General features: G+C 67.1%; 15 protein-coding genes. 8 read left to right on the top strand and 7 right to left on the bottom strand.

The window, feature by feature from the left end; translation table 11 throughout:
* Positions 1-37 precede the first annotated feature (37 nt).
* The 6 genes from deoD to JF52_RS0105500 form a co-directional block, all read right to left on the bottom strand.
* Positions 38-748 carry a purine-nucleoside phosphorylase gene (deoD, locus tag JF52_RS0105525; protein WP_033105360.1) on the bottom strand — a complete coding sequence of 237 codons (711 nt, stop codon included), beginning with the start codon at positions 746-748 and terminating at the stop codon, positions 38-40.
* A 15-nt stretch (positions 749-763) separates the two neighbouring features.
* On the bottom strand, positions 764-1435 hold the full coding sequence (locus tag JF52_RS0105520; protein WP_033105359.1) for a DNA alkylation repair protein: 672 nt from the start codon (positions 1433-1435) through the stop codon (positions 764-766).
* A gap of 19 nt (positions 1436-1454) precedes the next feature.
* A complete protein-coding gene (locus JF52_RS0105515; RefSeq protein WP_235272324.1) occupies positions 1455-1841 on the bottom strand; it encodes a type II toxin-antitoxin system VapC family toxin in 387 nt (128 codons plus the stop codon).
* Positions 1838-2068, bottom strand: a complete 231-nt coding sequence (locus JF52_RS0105510) for a FitA-like ribbon-helix-helix domain-containing protein (protein WP_033105357.1) — start codon at positions 2066-2068, stop codon at positions 1838-1840. The genes JF52_RS0105515 and JF52_RS0105510 overlap by 4 nt, the downstream gene beginning before the upstream one ends.
* A gap of 50 nt (positions 2069-2118) precedes the next feature.
* Positions 2119-3366, bottom strand: a complete 1248-nt coding sequence (locus tag JF52_RS0105505) for a hypothetical protein (RefSeq protein WP_033105356.1) — start codon at positions 3364-3366, stop codon at positions 2119-2121.
* A gap of 102 nt (positions 3367-3468) precedes the next feature.
* Positions 3469-4503, bottom strand: coding sequence for an FUSC family protein (locus JF52_RS0105500; protein ID WP_033105355.1), 1035 nt, complete (start codon positions 4501-4503; stop codon positions 3469-3471).
* Positions 4504-4638: 135 nt separating this feature from the next.
* On the opposite strand from JF52_RS0105500, the gene JF52_RS0105495 reads away from it, so the two are divergent.
* From JF52_RS0105495 to JF52_RS0105470, 6 genes are all read left to right on the top strand, one after another.
* The gene (locus tag JF52_RS0105495; protein WP_033105354.1) at positions 4639-5721 is read left to right on the top strand and encodes an iron-siderophore ABC transporter substrate-binding protein; all 1083 of its coding nucleotides are present in this window, start codon (positions 4639-4641) and stop codon (positions 5719-5721) included.
* Positions 5718-6764 carry a FecCD family ABC transporter permease gene (locus JF52_RS0105490; protein ID WP_033105353.1) on the top strand — a complete coding sequence of 349 codons (1047 nt, stop codon included), beginning with the start codon at positions 5718-5720 and terminating at the stop codon, positions 6762-6764. Before JF52_RS0105495 ends, JF52_RS0105490 begins: the two co-directional genes overlap by 4 nt.
* A 29-nt stretch (positions 6765-6793) precedes the next feature.
* Entirely contained in the window at positions 6794-7822 is a 1029-nt protein-coding gene (locus JF52_RS0105485) for a FecCD family ABC transporter permease (protein WP_033106347.1), read from the top strand.
* Positions 7819-8619, top strand: coding sequence for an ABC transporter ATP-binding protein (locus JF52_RS0105480; protein ID WP_033105352.1), 801 nt, complete (start codon positions 7819-7821; stop codon positions 8617-8619). Before JF52_RS0105485 ends, JF52_RS0105480 begins: the two co-directional genes overlap by 4 nt.
* Complete coding sequence (locus JF52_RS0105475; RefSeq protein WP_033105351.1) at positions 8609-9604, top strand: siderophore-interacting protein; 996 nt, start codon at positions 8609-8611, stop codon at positions 9602-9604. The genes JF52_RS0105480 and JF52_RS0105475 overlap by 11 nt, the downstream gene beginning before the upstream one ends.
* Before the next feature lie 681 nt (positions 9605-10285).
* The gene (locus tag JF52_RS0105470; protein ID WP_033106346.1) at positions 10286-11323 is read left to right on the top strand and encodes a DUF998 domain-containing protein; all 1038 of its coding nucleotides are present in this window, start codon (positions 10286-10288) and stop codon (positions 11321-11323) included.
* A gap of 9 nt (positions 11324-11332) precedes the next feature.
* Here JF52_RS0105470 and JF52_RS0105465 read toward each other — a convergent pair whose 3' ends face one another.
* Positions 11333-12340, bottom strand: coding sequence for a LacI family DNA-binding transcriptional regulator (locus tag JF52_RS0105465; protein ID WP_033105350.1), 1008 nt, complete (start codon positions 12338-12340; stop codon positions 11333-11335).
* Between the two features lie 213 nt (positions 12341-12553).
* On the opposite strand from JF52_RS0105465, the gene JF52_RS0105460 reads away from it, so the two are divergent.
* Both JF52_RS0105460 and JF52_RS0105455 read left to right on the top strand, forming a co-directional pair.
* Positions 12554-14572, top strand: a complete 2019-nt coding sequence (locus JF52_RS0105460) for a beta-galactosidase (RefSeq protein ID WP_033105349.1) — start codon at positions 12554-12556, stop codon at positions 14570-14572.
* Between the two features lie 104 nt (positions 14573-14676).
* Positions 14677-15903, top strand: a complete 1227-nt coding sequence (locus tag JF52_RS0105455) for a sugar ABC transporter substrate-binding protein (protein ID WP_033105348.1) — start codon at positions 14677-14679, stop codon at positions 15901-15903.
* The last annotated feature ends 27 nt before the right edge of the window (positions 15904-15930 follow it).

Here is a 15930-nt window from a genome sequence, read left to right as displayed (position 1 = left end):
AGGTTCGTCCGGAGTTATGCCGCATCCGCTCCCCTCATCAGGCAGTCGCCGCGCGCAGAGCGATCTCGATCATGTCTCCGAAGGTCTGCTCGCGCTCCTGGGCCGTGGTCTCCTCGCCGGTGACGATGTGGTCGGAGACGGTGCAGATGCTCAAGGCGCGACGGCCGTAGGAGGCAGCCAAGGTGTAGAGCCCGCTCGTCTCCATCTCGACGCCCAGGGCGCCGTGGGCGACGAACGGCTCGGTCAGCTCCGGCCGCGTGCTGTAGAACTGGTCGCTCGAGAACAGCAGCCCGACGTGCACGGCGGCATCCAGCGACATGGTCTCACTCGCCTCGACCGCCGCGCGCAGGAGTGCGAAATCGGCGACGGGTGCGTAGTCGAGTCCACTGAAGCGCACGCGATTGATGCCGGAATCGGTGCACGCGCCGTTCGCGATGATGATGTCTCGCACCGAGAGATGCTCGGCCAGTGCTCCGCATGATCCGACCCGCACGATCGTCTGCACGTCGTACTCCGTGAACAATTCGGTGGCGTAGATCGCCATCGACGGCTGCCCCATGCCCGAGCCCTGCACGGAGACACGGTGCCCCTCCCAGGTGCCGGTGAATCCCAGCATCCCGCGCGTCTCCGAATACAGCGTTGCGTCATCGAGGAAGTTCTCGGCTATCCACTTCGCCCGCAACGGGTCACCCGGGAACAGGACGATGGGGGCGATCTGACCGGGCTCGGCGGCGATGTGCGTGCTCATGAACTCAGCCTAGGGTCAGCCCTCGCGGCGCTGGACGATCTCACCGATCCAGATGGGAGCGAAGGGAGAAGTGCAGCCCGGGGCGGTGGGGTAGTCGGCCAGCACCTGCAGCCGTTCGCCGATCTCCAGAGCGCGGGCGCGCAGGTGCGGGTGGTAGATGCCGATCTGCGCGAGCGTCTCGTTCATCGACCACTGCGGCCGTGCCGGCGCATCCTTCATGTCGCGTTCGATGCGGTCCAGCAGATCCTCGAGATCGAGCCCCTCCGGGTTCTTCGCCACGCGCTCGCTGGTCAGTGACCATGCCGCCGCAGCGACCGTCGGATCGGCGTCGTCGAACCACCGCTGTCGCATCTCTTCGGCGAGCGGCGACTTCTTGGCGATGTAGTTCACGAACCAGTCGTTGACCTTCGGTGCCCGCGTCTCACGAAGCATTGCATCGAGCTCGTCGGCCGTGAACTCCTTCGGTTTGCAGATCAGCAGGGCGAGCAGACGCGGTGCGGTCTCGCCGGTCTCCCAGAGCTCTTTCGCCAGAGCGTGGTTCGTCTTGACCTTCTTGGCGAGCGCACGCAGCTTTGAGAGGTTGATGCCGTGATCGTCGCCGCGCTTCTCATTCGCGGCGCGCATCTTCGGATCCTCGAGAGCGGCGAGCTGTGTGAGGACGTCGGGGACGGTGATCGTGTCGGACATGGGACCAGCGTAATCTCGGTCAGATCACTTGCACGGGGCAACGGATACCTGGTGCTGCAGCAATGCGGCGGTCGCGGGTGAGGAGCGCACACTCGAGCACCTCGGCGAGAGCGACATACGTCGCGTCGTACACCGTCAGGTTCTCGCGAAGTTGCATAGCTCGCGGGATCAGCATGCTCGAGGCGAACCGATCGGCTTCGAACCGCGCGAGGTCGTCGATCGTCGTATGCACACGCTCTTCGGTGACTTTGTGCCCCAGCCATAGTCCTCGCAGCGCTGATGCGACCTCGACGTCGAGCAGATCGGGAGCAGCCAGGTCGGCGCCGTCGATGCGTGTGGACACGGCGGCATCAAGGTCGCCGAGTAAATGGTCCAGAACAATGGACGCGTCGACGACGATCATCATTCCGATCGTCCACGTCGGATGGCTTCCATAATCTCTTCTGCGCTGAGAGAAATGCGATCGCCGCGCGCGCTGATTGCGGCAGTCAACTCTGCATTGTCCCTTTTGCGCGCCAGCCGAGTCAGCTCTTGCGTCAGATACTGCTGCAATGACTGGCCGTTGTGCTCAGCGCGTTGCGCCAGCACGGCGTGCACCTCGGGCGGAAGATCACGGATCAGAACGTTGGGCATGCTTACAGTATGCAAGCAAACCTCCTTCCGTGGGATGGATTCTGAAGAGTTCAGCGCAGCAGCGAGTGCGCGAATGCGCGCACGGCCGGAGTGAAGAGCCCGTAACCACCGTGGCCGCCGAGCGGAGCCAACACCTCCATGAGTGAGGTCACGGCCTGTTTCGCCGATGATTCACGTTCGGCATCGGTCGTCTGCCGGTACGGATACTCCTGGTTCTCATCCAGCGCCGCCAGCCCGTTCATGACGCGCTCGTTCAGATCCACGGATGCGGTCGCCGTTCCGTCGGCGACCGCGAGCAGCGCCAGTGTCTCCGCATGGTCCGGTTGGCCAGACCACGAGTATCCCTGGGACCTCCTCTGCGCTCCACTGCCGAGTTCGCGAACAGCGCGGAGCGGGTTGGCCGACAGCTCTCTGGTGTGCGCGACGGGTATGACGCGGCCCTTGAAGCGGCGGATGAACCGTAACGAGCGCGCGGTGCTGAGCAGCGCATGCCCGGGCGATGGTGGAGCACCGGGTGCCGGCACCCATTCCAGCGCCTGTTCTGCTTCCCGAGCGAGTTCGACCGGTAGCCAACCGTGTTCGTCCTGCTCCATGCCTTCCGCGCCGATCCGGTCGATCAGCCAGGCGAGGCCGTGCGTGAGAGAACGAGCCGCCGCGGCGTCGATCAGTGGAGCGGTCATGAGCTCGGCATCTTCCAGGTGCGAACGCAATGCCAGCCGCTGCAACGGCGCGAGAGCTTCTGCCAACGGCCGCAGTGCAGAAGCATCACCGAACGCACGGCTCATCTCGTGGAAACAGACGGATTCGCGATCGGGGAGAACCAGCCCGAACTCTCGTGTCAACTCGTGCTGCACATGATCGATATGGAAGCTGGCAGGCGACAACTCCCATGCGGCTACTGCGCGCGGCGTATCCGGCGTGCCATCGACGATCCGCACATGCGGTTCGCCGACGACGGTGGCAGTGGCATCATCGAGCACCTCAACCCTGCAGTCGCCAGCCATTCCCGGGATGCTCAGCGTCGGTCCGGCCTCCGGCTCGAGTGGCATCCCTCCGTACTGCCACGAGGCGCGGGGGATGATCGAATCGACATCGCCGTACCAGCCGGACTCTTCGTCGGGGCCGTCTGGCCGCGTCCGGCCGGTCGAAAGCAGGAACGACTCGCCCAGCCAGGACAGCGGGGCGCCTCGGCAGATGTCGAAAGTTCGTGAGATGGGCGGATCGGTTGGCGCGGTCACGCGGAGGCGCAACGCGGAGTGGCTGTGCACGAAGGATGCGTAGTCGGGATCGAAGAACATGCCGCAACGCTAAATGCCCACGCCGACCCCACGACCCCGTATCCACGCGACCCGTGCGCAACTGCCGCTGTCCCGCAACAGTGCAGGAGAAGTCACACCCTGTCACTCCTCGCCGACGAGCTCGTCGCGGATGCGGCGCAGGTCTTCCATGAGCGATCCGATCAGGATCCAATGACCGGATGCCGGTGGCTTCACCCGCAGCGGAGCGGTCAGCGCCGGGATGGCCGAGGTCTCTGACGACGGCTCAGGCGCGACGTCGGCGACCTGCACCGCGAGGCGCACATCATGACCCGCACGGCGAAGCTGCTCGGCGATCGCATGCACCGTCGGTTCCTCGGCGAGGGCGTCGTCGTAGTGGTCGAAGTACGCCCGCGTCATGCCGATCACCTGCGTGACGATCGGGGAGAGCCTGTCCAGAAGTGCGCGCATCTCGGCGAGGTCGCCGCGCTGCGCACGGCGCGGATTGAGCGTGAGCGATTCCTCACCTGCGGTGATGGATGCTTCGGCGGCATCGCGCATCGGTCGCAGCAGTCGCGCTTCCACCATCAGCCCCTGAAGTTGCGCAGGCGTCTGCGCAGTGGGCAGCGCCGAGGCCAGCCGGTCGAGACTCGCGGCGATCTCCGCGCCGAGCAGCCCGAGGTCGCGCCGCGCTGGTGCGGTGAGCACCGGCGGCACGATCAGGGCGTTGACGATGATGCCGATCGCGACGCCGATCAGAGTCTCGATGATGCGGTCCAGGGCGTACTGCGGGCTGGACGATCCGAGCGCGAGGACGAGCATCGCCGAGATCGCGACCTGGTTTCCCATGCCTGGGGTGGCGCGGAAGACCCATGCCACCAGCATCGCGACGACGATCGCGAGCAGGACCACCCAGCTCTGCGGCCCGAGCAGCAGGCTCAGCCCGGTGGCGATCACGACGCCGACGATCACGCCGAGGCTGCGTTCGATCGCCTTGGCGAACGACTGGTTCACACTCGGCAGCACCACGAGCAGAGCGGCGATCGCGGCGAACACCGGCAATGGACCGGGCACCAGCCATCCCGCGATGAGCCAGGCGCCGATCGTGGCCACTGCCGACTTCACGACCTGCAGCAGAGGAGCGCGTTTCGCGCTGCGCACAGCCGATGTCATCCCCATGCACCCACGTTAGCCCCGCGGTGTCATCCGCCTCGGCGTATGAGGCGATCCTAACTTCTGATAAATTAGGGCAGGCTTACCAAAGAGCCCGACGCTTTTGCGTCATCCCCCCGACCACCCGAAAGGGAAACACCCGTGCGCATCTCTCGTCTTCTCGGCCTCGGCGCCGCCGTGGTCATGGCAGCAGGCCTCGCCGCCTGCGCGGCCCCCGCCACCTCCGACAGCTCGGACTCCGACTCCCTGATCGGCACCAACCCGGCATCCGCCGACGCGTTCCCGGTCACTGTCACGCACGCGTTCGGTGAGACGACGATCAGCGAGAAGCCCGATCGCATCGCGACCGTCAACTGGGCCAACCACGAGGTACCTCTTGCCCTCGGTGTCGTGCCGGTCGGCATGAGCAAGGTCGCCTGGGGCGACGACGACGACAACGGCGTTCTGCCGTGGGTCGAGGACAAGCTCGACGAGCTCGGCATCGACGTGTCGCTGATGGGCGACAAGGATGCCGAGAAGGCGGGTGAGGTGCCGGTGCTGTTCGACGAGGCCGACGGCATCGACTTCGAAGCCGTCGCCGACACGAACCCCGACGTGATCCTCGCCTCGTACTCCGGCCTCACGCAGGAGGACTACGACACCCTCTCCAAGATCGCTCCTGTCGTCGCGTACCCCGAGGTCGCATGGGGCACCTCGGTGCAGGACATGATCACCATGAACTCCGAGGCGATCGGACTCGCCGACGAGGGCCAGGCACTGATCGAGGATCTGGATGCCCAGACGCAGGCGGCACTCGACGCGCGCCCCGCGCTGAAGGACGCGAAGCTGCTCTTCAGCTACATCGACCCGAACGACCTCAGCCAGGTCGGCTACTACACGCGCATCGACACCCGTCCCGGCTTCCTGCTCGAACTCGGTCTGCCAGAGCCGCAGGTCGTCGCCGACAACGCCGACAGCACCGACTTCTACCTGATGGTCAGCGCAGAAGAGGTCGAGAAGTTCGACGACGTCGACGTCTTCATCACCTACGGCGACGAGTCGATCATCCCGGTGCTGCAGGCCGACCCGCTGCTGGGCAAGATCCCCGCGATCGCCGCCGGCAACATCGCCATCCTCCCCGACGCATCCCCGATGGCGAACTCCGCCAACCCGTCGCCGCTCTCTATCCCGTGGGGCATCGACGACTACTTCGCGATCCTCGAAGCACCGCTGCTCGACGAGTGACCTCAGTCGCCCACGCTTCGACGTCGGGCGCCGCGAGACTGCGGCGCCCGACGTCGGTGCGTGTGCTCTGGCTGCTGATCGGCGCCGCCGTCATCGTCGTCCTGTGCATCCTGTCGGTCTCGTTCGGTGTGCGCACCGTGTCGCTCGACGACATCGTCGCCGCGCTCAGCGGGCAAGACGACACCGTCTCTCAGGCCGCGATCATCAAGCGGATTCCCCGGACCGTGCTCGCCATCCTCGTCGGGGCCGCTCTGGCGCTCTCGGGTGCCGCGATGCAGGCCGTCACCCGAAACCCGATCGCCGACCCCGGCATCCTCGGAGTCACCAATGGGGCCTCGCTCGCGGTCGTGTTCGGCCTGGCCTTCTTCGGGCTCGCGAATCCGTTCAGCCAGATGGCCGTCGCCATCGTGGGTGCGGGGATCGCAGCCGTCTTCGTCTACTCGGTCGGCTCGCTCGGCCGCGGCGGTGCGACGCCCCTCAAACTCGCCCTCGCGGGAGCCGCGACCTCGGCGGCCCTCGGCTCGCTGATCAGCGCGGTCATGCTGCCCCGCGTCGACCTGCTGCAGACGTTCCAGTCCTGGCAGGTCGGCGGCGTCGGCGGCGCGGAGTGGCCGCGCATCGCGATCACCGCTCCCGTGCTCGCCCTCGGCGCTCTCATCTGTTTCATGTGCGCACGAGGCATGAACTCCCTCGCCCTGGGCGACGACATGGCGGCGGGCCTCGGCGAGCGGGTCTTCCGCACGCGCCTCGTCTCGGCAGCCGGCGCCGTGATCCTCGCGGGCGCAGCCACGGCGATCGCCGGTCCGATCGGCTTCGTCGGCCTCGTCATCCCGCACATGTGCCGGATGCTGATCGGCACGGACCACCGCTGGCTGCTGCCCTTCTCCGCGCTCGGCGGTGCCGCGCTGCTGCTCGTGAGCGACATCATCGGCCGGGTGATCGCGCCGTCGTCGGAGGAGATCCAGGTCGGCATCATCACGGCCGTGATCGGCGCACCGTTCTTCATCTGGATCGTCCGCCGCCAGAAGGTGCGTGAGCTGTGACCCTCGTACAGGCCCAGGGCCCGGCCGCGATGCAGGGCCCGGCCGCGATCATGGCCGGTCGCCGCGCCCGCCACCGCCGTCACGCCGTGGCCACCATCGTGCTCGGCCTGCTGCTCTTCGCGCTCGCCGCGGTCGCCCTGATGTTCGGCAACTCGTTCTACACACCCGGCGAGATCATCCGCGTCATCCTGGGCGAGACGGTGCCAGGCGCATCCTTCACGGTCGGAGAGCTGCGCCTGCCGCGCACGGCGCTCGCGATCCTCGCCGGATTCGCCTTCGGGATCGCCGGTGTCACCTTCCAGACGCTGCTGCGCAACCCTCTCGCCTCGCCCGACATCATCGGCATCACCGAGGGTGCGAGCGCCGCGGCCGTCGTCGGCATCGTCGTGCTCGGGCTGAGCGGCCCCGCCGTCTCGGCGATGGCACTGGGCGGAGCGCTGATCACCGCGATCGCGATCTACCTGCTCTCGAACAAGGGCGGCTTCTCCGGCATCCGTCTGATCCTGATCGGAATCGGTGTCGCCGCGATGCTGCAGAGCGTCGTGTCGTACGTGCTCTCGCGTGCCGCCGAATGGGACATCCAGATGGCGATGCGCTGGATCACCGGCAGTCTGAACAACGCCGCGTGGGACGACGTCATCCCGCTCGCGATCGCCAGCATCGTGATCCTGCCGTTCCTGTTCAGCCAGGCGCAGGCGCTCGGGATGCTGCAGCTCGGCGACGACTCGGCCTCCGGCCTCGGCGTACGGGTGACCGTGACGCGGCTGATGTTCATCATCGGCGCCGTCGCGCTGCTCGCGTTCGCGACGGCGGGCACCGGACCGATCGCGTTCGTCGCTTTCATGGCCGGACCCATCGCCGCGCGCATCACCGGGCCCGGCGCGAATCTACTGCTGCCGTCGGCATTCGTCGGAGCTGTGCTCGTGCTCGGCGGCGATTTGATCGGTCAGTTCGCGTTCGATGCGCGCTACCCGGTCGGCGTCATCACCGGTGTGCTCGGCGCCCCATACCTGATCTACCTGCTCATCCGCACCAACCGCTCTGGGGGCTCGCTGTGACCGAGGCACACACACTGACCGCCGAGGGGGTGACTCTCGCCTACGGCGACCGCACGATCATCGAAGGCCTCGACCTCCGCGTCGCACCGGGAAAGATCACCTCGATCGTCGGGGCGAACGGATGCGGCAAGTCGACGCTGCTGCGATCGCTCGCGCGCCTGTTGTCGCCGGCATCCGGTCAGATCGTCCTCGACGGCAAGTCGGTGCACTCCAGGCCCACCAAGGAGGTTGCGCGCGTGCTCGGACTGCTGCCGCAGTCGCCGATCGCTCCGGAGGGGATCGCCGTCGCCGACCTGGTCGGGCGGGGGCGGCATCCGCATCAGAAGGTGCTCGCCCGCTGGACCGCGCACGACTACGAGGTCGTCGCCGACGCGCTCGCCGCCACCGGGATCGCCGACCTCGCCGACCGCAGCGTCGACGAGCTTTCGGGCGGACAGCGGCAGCGCGTGTGGATCGCGATGGCGCTCGCGCAGGAGACCGACATCCTGCTGCTCGACGAGCCGACCACGTTCCTCGACGTCGCGCACCAGGTCGAGGTGCTCGACCTGCTCACCGACCTCAGCGTCTCGCGCGGCACGACCATCGTCATGGTGCTGCACGACCTCAACCTCGCCGCGCGCTATTCCGACGAGCTCGTCGCGATGCGCGGCGGCCAGGTGCATGCGCTCGGCGCCCCGGACGACATCCTCACTCATACGCTGGTCGAAGAGGTCTTCGGCATGGCGAACCAGATCACCACCGACCCGGTCTCCGGGAAGCCGATGGTGACCCCGATCGGAAGGCATCATGTCCGCTGAGACTCGTACTCGCACCCCTTACGTTCTTGCACGTGCCGAGGTGCGTGCGGTCGACCGCGTCTCGCCGAACTTCGTGCGCGTCACCTTCGGCGGTCGCGACCTCGAGGAGTTCGGCACCCCCGGTGATGTCTACGACGCGCGGATCAAGCTGGTCTTCCCGCCGGCATCCGGCATCCTTCCCGACCTCGATCGCGACACCGATGACTGGTGGGGCTCGTATCTCGCGGTTCCGGAAGACGAGCGCGGATCGATGCGCACCTACTCGGTGCGCTCGCTTGACGTCGTTCCGTCCGCTGAGCTTGTCGTTCCGTCCGCTGAGCTTGTCGAAGCGTCCGCGACCGAGGTCGTCGTCGACTTCGTGCTGCACCTGGCGCCTGGCCTCACCGGACCCGCCTCGCTGTGGGCGAGCGCTGCCGGCGTCGGCGACGAGGTCTGGATGGTCGGACCGCGCCGCGGGCGTTCCGAGCGGGGCGGAATCGAGTACGCGCCGGGTTCGGCATCGTCCGTGATGCTGGTCGGCGATGAGACCGCAGCACCGGCGATCGCCCGCATCCTGGAGGACGCCCCGCGTGATCTGCGAGGGCTCGCGTTCATCGAGGTGCCGACCGCCGAAGACATCCTGCCCATCGATGCGCCGGACGGCGTCGAGGTGCACTGGCTGCCGCGTGGGGACGCCGCGCACGGACTGCGCCTCATCCCCACCGTGCTCGACTGCCTCGGCGGCAGTGCTCACTCGAAGTCTGGCGACAGCGAGATCGTCGTGCAGGATGCTGAGGGGGAGGACCTGGTCTGGGAGACGCCGATCTATTCGGGCAGCGGCGAGGACGTCGCCGAGGCAGCATCGGGCGAGCGATACTTCTGGATCGCCGGCGAGAGCGGCGTCGTCACGACGCTGCGCCGTCACCTCGTGAAGGACCTGGGCATCGACCGCGCGCAGGTTGCGTTCATGGGCTACTGGCGCCGCGGTGTCGCGATGCGCGGCTGAACTGCGCGGGAGGCTCGGATCGCGGCTTCGACTCCCTTCGGTCGCTCAGCCCGTTTCGTCTCCTCGCTCCGCTCGTCGCTCAACGCCCCGTGAACTGCCCCGCGGGTCGTTGAGCAACACTTCGACTCCCTTCGGTCGCTCAGCCCGTTTCGTCTTCTCGCTCCGCTCGTCGCTCAACGCCCCGTGAACTGCCCCGCGGGTCGTTGAGCAACACTTCGACTCCCTTCGGTCGCTCAGCCCGTTTCGTCTTCTCGCTCCGCTCGTCGCTCAACGCCCCGTGAACTGCCCCGCGGGTCGTTGAGCAACACTTCGACTCGCTGGACTCGCTCAGCCCGTTTCGTCTCCTCGCTCCGCTCGTCGCTCAACGCCCCGTGAACTGCCCCGCGGGTCGTTGAGCGACACTTCGACTCCCTTCGGTCGCTCAGCCCGCTTCGTCTCCTCGCTCCGCTCGTCGCTCAACGCCCCGTGAACTGCCCCCGCGGGTCGTTGAGCGACACTTCGACTCCCTTCGGTCGCTCAGCCCGCTTCGTCTCCTCGCTCCGCTCGTCGCTCAACGCCCCGTGAACTGCCCCCGCGGGTCGTTGAGCGAGCGCAGCGAGACGAAACGCGTTGAGCGAGCCGTAGGCGAGTCGAAACGTCGCAGCCGCGTGGTTCGATGGATGCATGGACCAGACGCAGCGGATGAGACAGGAATCCCGTGCAGTATGGGCGACTGTCGTCTGCTTCCTGGTCGGCACCGGCATCGGCACGCTGCTGCTGTGGGGCAATCCGCGACCGATCGCCGGAGATGGCTCGGTCGGTATTCCGGCAGCCGCAGTCGCGGGGGCGATCGCCGCGGCATCCTTCGTGGTCAGCACGTTCCTGCACCGTCGGGGTGAGCACGCGTCGATGCCGCGCTGGCAGACGATCATCTCTGCTGCTTCTGCCGTCGCCCTGACGATCGCATTCGCGGGAGTGACTGCGCTTGGCGTGCTGCTAGCCAGCGAGGTGCTCGGCGTCGGATTGCAAGGGCTCGAGCTGCCGGCGCTCGGCGGCGGCATCGTCACAGGGGTCGCCAGTGCTGTCGCCGGCCGGTTGACGTTCGCCGCGGGAATCGGCTTGCACACCGCCGACCTCGCCACGCTGCTGTTCAGCTACCTGGTGATCGGCACGCTGTTCGCGATGCTCACCGCCGCGAACCCCCGTTGGTGGGAGACGAACTTCTCGCAACTCGGCATCGGCGTCGGATCCTGGGCATTCAACGGCACGCTCGTCGTCGCCGGTGTCCTGATCGCCACCGTCGGCTCATACATCGGTCGCGATCTTCATCGCATCCTCGGAGACGGCGCGCTGGGACGGATCGCCTGGGTGGTCGCTCTGTGGGCGGCGACCGGCATCGCGCTCGCCGCGGTCGGGCTGTTCCCTCAGGAGAACATCGTCCTGGTTCATAACATCGCCGCCGTCTCGACGCTGGTGCTGTTCGTCGCGTCCGGGGTGCTCACGACCACCGTGATCCCCGGCCCTCCGCGGCCACTGTTGATCACTACAGTCGGAGTCGCCCTGCTGCTGGTCATCGCCTTCGTGCTGGCCGACAGCTTCAATCTGTACTCCTTGACCGTCCTCGAGGCGATCGTGATCGGTCTCGGGCTGCTCTGGCTCACGACGCTGGTACGCGTGCTCGCGGTGCTGACGCCGGACACCAGCCGGCCGTCGGCACGCTGGTCGCTGCTGCGGGGGTGATCGGCGGGCTCAGGCGCTCTCGCGCACCACGAGCTCGGTGTCGAGGATGACCGATCGCGGTTCCGCCCCTGCGATCGCGTCGAGCAGAACGGATACCATCTGCGCGCTGATCTGCTCCCACGGCTGCCGCATGGTCGTGATGGTGGGTTCGTGCGTCGCGGCCAGACCAGAGTCATCGAACCCGGCGACCGCGACATCATCCGGCACTCGGAGCCCTGCCCGGCGGACGGCGGCGATCGCACCGGCGGCCATTCGGTCGTTCGCGGCGAACACGGCATCCACCCCCCGCTCGAGCAGCCGGGTCATCGCGGTCTGACCGGATTCGAACGAGTAGTCGCCCATCTCCACGAACGCGTCGTCGAAGTCGTCGCCGAGTTGCTCTCGGAAGCCGACCAGCCGGTATCGTCCGCCCGGCGTATCGTCCGGTCCGGCGATCATGCCGATGCGCTCGTATCCCTTCTGCTGCAGGTACGCGACCATGGTCTTCGCCGACGCGACCTCTTCGACAGAGATGGTCGAAAGCTCTCTCTCATGCCCGAGTGGCACACCGCAGCTCACGATCGGTACCCCGGAGTCGAGCAACTGGTCAAGCAGCGGCTCCGACTCGTGCGATGAGATCAGCAGCACGCCGTCGACATGGCCAGCGCTTATGAAGTGCGCCACGCTCTCCCGCTCGGCGGGCGTGCCGGCGACGAGCAGCACCAGGGTCATCGCGCGCTGCGCCAGAGCCTCGGCCGCGCCGCGCAGCAGCAGAGCGAATGTCGGGTCGTCGAACAGCAGCTGCTGGGGCTCGGTGAGCAGGAACGCCATCGACCCCGCGCGCCCGGTGGCGAGGCTGCGCGCATGATGGTTGGCGGTGTAACCCGTGGCGACGATCGCCTCTTCGACGGCGACGCGGGCGTCAGGTGAGACCCAGTGCCCGCCGTTGATCACGCGCGAGACCGTGCTGCGGGAAACCCCCGCCTGCACCGCCACATCGCGGATCGTCGGCTTGCGCCGTGCCGTTACTTCGCTCATCGCAATGACTCTACTCACTCCACGCAGGGTCTCAGTGCGCCACCCTGGGACCGGTCTCAGTTGGGTAACGGTTGGTGGACCGGATGCTTCGATCCACTCGTTCATGAGGTAGAACTGAGACCGGTCCCAGTACACGTTTCCACAGAACTGAGACCGGTCCCAGCCCCTCGCGCAGCGGCTGAGCACAACCCGAACCGACCCGATGGAGTGACGATGACCACCCCCCACGCCTGGCCCGAACTACGGGGAATCGCCTATGGCGGCGACTACAACCCCGAGCAGTGGTCGCGGGAGACCTGGCGTGAAGACGTCGAGCTCATGCGTGAGGCGGGCGTGAACCTGGTCAGCGTCGGCATTTTCTCCTGGGCGCTCATCGAAATCGCCGAGGGCGAGTTCGACTTCACCTGGCTCGACGAACTGCTCGATCTGCTGCACGCGAACGGCATCGCAGTCGACCTTGGTACGCCGACTGCATCACCGCCGGCGTGGTTCTTCGCTGCGCACCCCGATGCCAGGGTCATCGACCGCGACGGACGCACGATGGGCTTCGGCTCCCGCGGCATGGCGTCGCACTCGTCGCCGGCCTACCGCGAAGCCATCTTCCGCTACGCCGACACGCTCGCGACGCGGTACGCGCAGCATCCGGCCGTCGTCCTCTGGCATGTGCACAACGAGTACGGCGTGCCCGTCGGAGAAGACCACTCGGCGCATTCCGCTGCCGCCTTCCGGGTCTGGCTCGAGGAGAAGTACGGCACGCTCGACGGACTCAACAAGGCGTGGGGCACGGCCTTCTGGGGCCAGCACTACACCGATTGGCAGCACATCAACACGCCGACGGTCGCGCCCAGCGTCGTCAATCCTGCTCAGCGTCTCGACTTCGCCCGCTTCACCGACCACCAACTGCGGGAGTGCTTCATCGTCGAGCGCGACGCGATCCGCGCGCACGCCGATCAGCCGATCACGACCAACTTCATGGCCAACCAGAGCTGGACGACCGACCTGTGGGCCTGGGGCCGTGAGGTCGACGTCGTCTCGGACGACCACTACCTCTGGGCGGCAGACGAGGACGCGCACATCGGGCTGGCCATCGCCGCCGACCTCAGCCGCTCGGTCGGCGGCGGCAAGCCGTGGATCCTGATGGAGCACTCCACCTCAGCCGTCAACTGGCAGCCGCGCAACATCGCCAAGCGTCCTGGCGAGATGGCCCGCAACTCACTCACCCATCTCGGGCGCGGTGCCGACGGCATCCTCTTCTTCCAGTGGCGAGCCGGTCGCTCCGGCGCCGAGAAGTTCCACTCCGCGATGCTGCCGCACGCCGGAGTGAACTCCCGCGTGTTCCGCGAGGTGACGAAGCTCGGTACGGATCTGAAGCGCCTCGATGAAGTGCAGGGCAGCACTGTCGAAGCCGATGTCGCGATGCTGTGGGACTTCGAATCGTTCTGGGCGCAGGATCTCGAGTGGCGCCCCACCGACGACCTCTCACATCAAGAGCGCATCCGCGCCTTCTACGAGCGGCTCTGGCGCGACGGCATCACCTGCGACTTCGCGCTGCCTGGGCACGACCTCTCGCAGTACAAGCTCGTCATCGCCCCGGCCCAGTACCTGCTCACGGCAGCGGATGCCGAGAACCTCACCCGCTACGTCGAAGGTGGAGGCACGCTGCTGGTGTCGTACTTCTCGGCCGTCGTCGACGAGAACGACGCCGTGCATCCCGGAGGCTTCCTCGCGCCGTTGCGTGACGTGCTCGGAGTGGATGTCGAAGAGCACCTGCCGCTGCGCGCCGGACAGACGGCGTCGGTACAGACGTCGTCGGGCGACACGCTCGGCTCCGACCACTGGCAGGAGGCGTTGCGGCTGAGCGGTGCAGAGGTCGTGGGCACGTACGCACAGGGTCCGGCCGCAGGTGAACCGGCCATCACTCGCAACGTCCACGGTGAGGGCACGGGCTGGTACGTGAGCACGAGGCTCGATGCCGCCGGCCTTGAGCACGTCATGTCCGCGGTCTACGCCGACGCCGGAGTCACCTCGGATGACCTGCCCGAAGATCTCGAGGTCATCACCCGTCACGCTGACGACGCGGTCTACCGCATTGCCGTCAATCACGGCGATGAGGATGCCGTGGTGCCGGCCATCGGCCGTGAACTGCTGACCGAGTCCGACATCGAAGACACCTTCACGATCCCAGCGGGCGGCGTCGCCGTCATCCGCAGCTCGAAACCCCGCACCACCTGACAACCGAATCGCGGCAGGCCACTCGGCCGTCGCACACCACCCGGTCGTGACGATGCGGCTCGCACTCGGAAGCGCATCGACGACCACAACAGATAGGAAATCGCATGCGCAAGCACATCGCAGTCGGCGCCTTCGCGTTGGCAGCGGCCGTCGTCCTGACCGGCTGCACATCGAGCACTCCAGAGAGCGCCGGCGACGCCCCCGCGGGCGACGGCGCGGAGCTGGTCATCTGGACGGATGCCGAGCGCGAAGCCGCGCTCACGGCCGCCGCCGAGTCGTTCGAAGAGGAGACCGGCGCGAAGGTCACCCTCGTGCAGAAGAACTTCGAAGACCTCCGCAACGACTTCATCGCCCAGGTTCCGACCGGTGAGGGGCCCGACATCACCGTCGGCGCGCACGACTGGCTCGGCGCGCTTGTCGCTGCCGGTGTCGTCGACACCATCGACCTCGGTGACACCGCGAGCGAGTTCGAACAGGTGGCGCTGGACGCCATGACGTACGACGGACAGCTCTATGCTCTGCCGTACTCGCTGGAGAGCATCGCCCTCATCCAGAACGTCGACCTCGTGGGCGACGCAGCGCCGGCAACGTGGGACGAGATGATCCAGAGCGGCATCGCGTCGGGCGCCGAGCGTCCGTTCGTGATCAATACGGCCGGTGAGACCGGTGACGGCTACACGATGTACGGCCTTCAGACCTCGTTCGGCGCACCGGTGTTCGTGCAGGACGAGTCAGGTTCGTACACGACCGAGGTCGGGATGGGCGGTGCCGCGGGCGAGGCGTTCGCGAACTGGCTCGGCGCCAACGGCTCCGCCGGCACCGGTTACATCTCCACCACGGTCGACTACGACATCAACAACGAGCTCTTCGCCACCGGCAAGGCGCCGTACACGATCCAGGGCCCGTGGGCGATGAGCCTGTTCGAGGACATGAACGTCGCCGTGAACCCGATCCCGTCCGCCGGTGGCGAGACCGCCGCGCCCTTCGTGGGCGTGCAGGGCTTCTACCTCTCCAGCGACAGCAAGAACGCGCTGCTCGCTCAGGAGTTCCTCGTGAACTACCTCGGCACCGAAGATGCGCAGCGCGCGCTCTACGAGGCAGATCCTCGCATCCCCGCGTGGTCGACCCTCGCGGAGGAGGTCTCCTCCGACCCGATCATCGCCGGATTCGTGGCGTCGACCCAGGGCGGCGTGCCGATGCCGTCGATCCCCGAGATGGGTTCTGTCTGGGACTTGTGGAACGCCGCTCAGGTGCAGATCATCAACGGCGCTGAGCCTGCTTCGACGTGGAACACGATGGTCGCCGACCTCCAGGCCACTCTGGCCGGTTGACACGCAGGGTCGGGAGGCGACTGCGCC

This window comes from Microbacterium profundi (assembly GCF_000763375.1).
GTDB classification, from domain to species: Bacteria; Actinomycetota; Actinomycetes; order Actinomycetales; family Microbacteriaceae; genus Microbacterium; species Microbacterium profundi.
Note: the sequence above shows the minus strand (reverse complement) of the source record. Positions and strands in the feature narration are given on the sequence as shown.

Coding starts and splice junctions, on each gene's coding strand:
- JF52_RS0105460 (WP_033105349.1), top strand. CDS start 12,554: ATGACCACCCCCCACGCCTGGCCCGAACTACGGGGAATCGCCTATGGC.
- JF52_RS0105465 (WP_033105350.1), bottom strand. CDS start 12,340: ATGAGCGAAGTAACGGCACGGCGCAAGCCGACGATCCGCGATGTGGCG.
- JF52_RS0105455 (WP_033105348.1), top strand. CDS start 14,677: ATGCGCAAGCACATCGCAGTCGGCGCCTTCGCGTTGGCAGCGGCCGTC.
- JF52_RS0105500 (WP_033105355.1), bottom strand. CDS start 4,503: ATGGGGATGACATCGGCTGTGCGCAGCGCGAAACGCGCTCCTCTGCTG.
- JF52_RS0105470 (WP_033106346.1), top strand. CDS start 10,286: ATGAGACAGGAATCCCGTGCAGTATGGGCGACTGTCGTCTGCTTCCTG.
- JF52_RS0105510 (WP_033105357.1), bottom strand. CDS start 2,068: ATGCCCAACGTTCTGATCCGTGATCTTCCGCCCGAGGTGCACGCCGTG.
- JF52_RS0105475 (WP_033105351.1), top strand. CDS start 8,609: ATGTCCGCTGAGACTCGTACTCGCACCCCTTACGTTCTTGCACGTGCC.
- JF52_RS0105505 (WP_033105356.1), bottom strand. CDS start 3,366: ATGTTCTTCGATCCCGACTACGCATCCTTCGTGCACAGCCACTCCGCG.
- JF52_RS0105515 (WP_235272324.1), bottom strand. CDS start 1,841: ATGATGATCGTCGTCGACGCGTCCATTGTTCTGGACCATTTACTCGGC.
- JF52_RS0105485 (WP_033106347.1), top strand. CDS start 6,794: ATGCAGGGCCCGGCCGCGATCATGGCCGGTCGCCGCGCCCGCCACCGC.
- JF52_RS0105520 (WP_033105359.1), bottom strand. CDS start 1,435: ATGTCCGACACGATCACCGTCCCCGACGTCCTCACACAGCTCGCCGCT.
- deoD (WP_033105360.1), bottom strand. CDS start 748: ATGAGCACGCACATCGCCGCCGAGCCCGGTCAGATCGCCCCCATCGTC.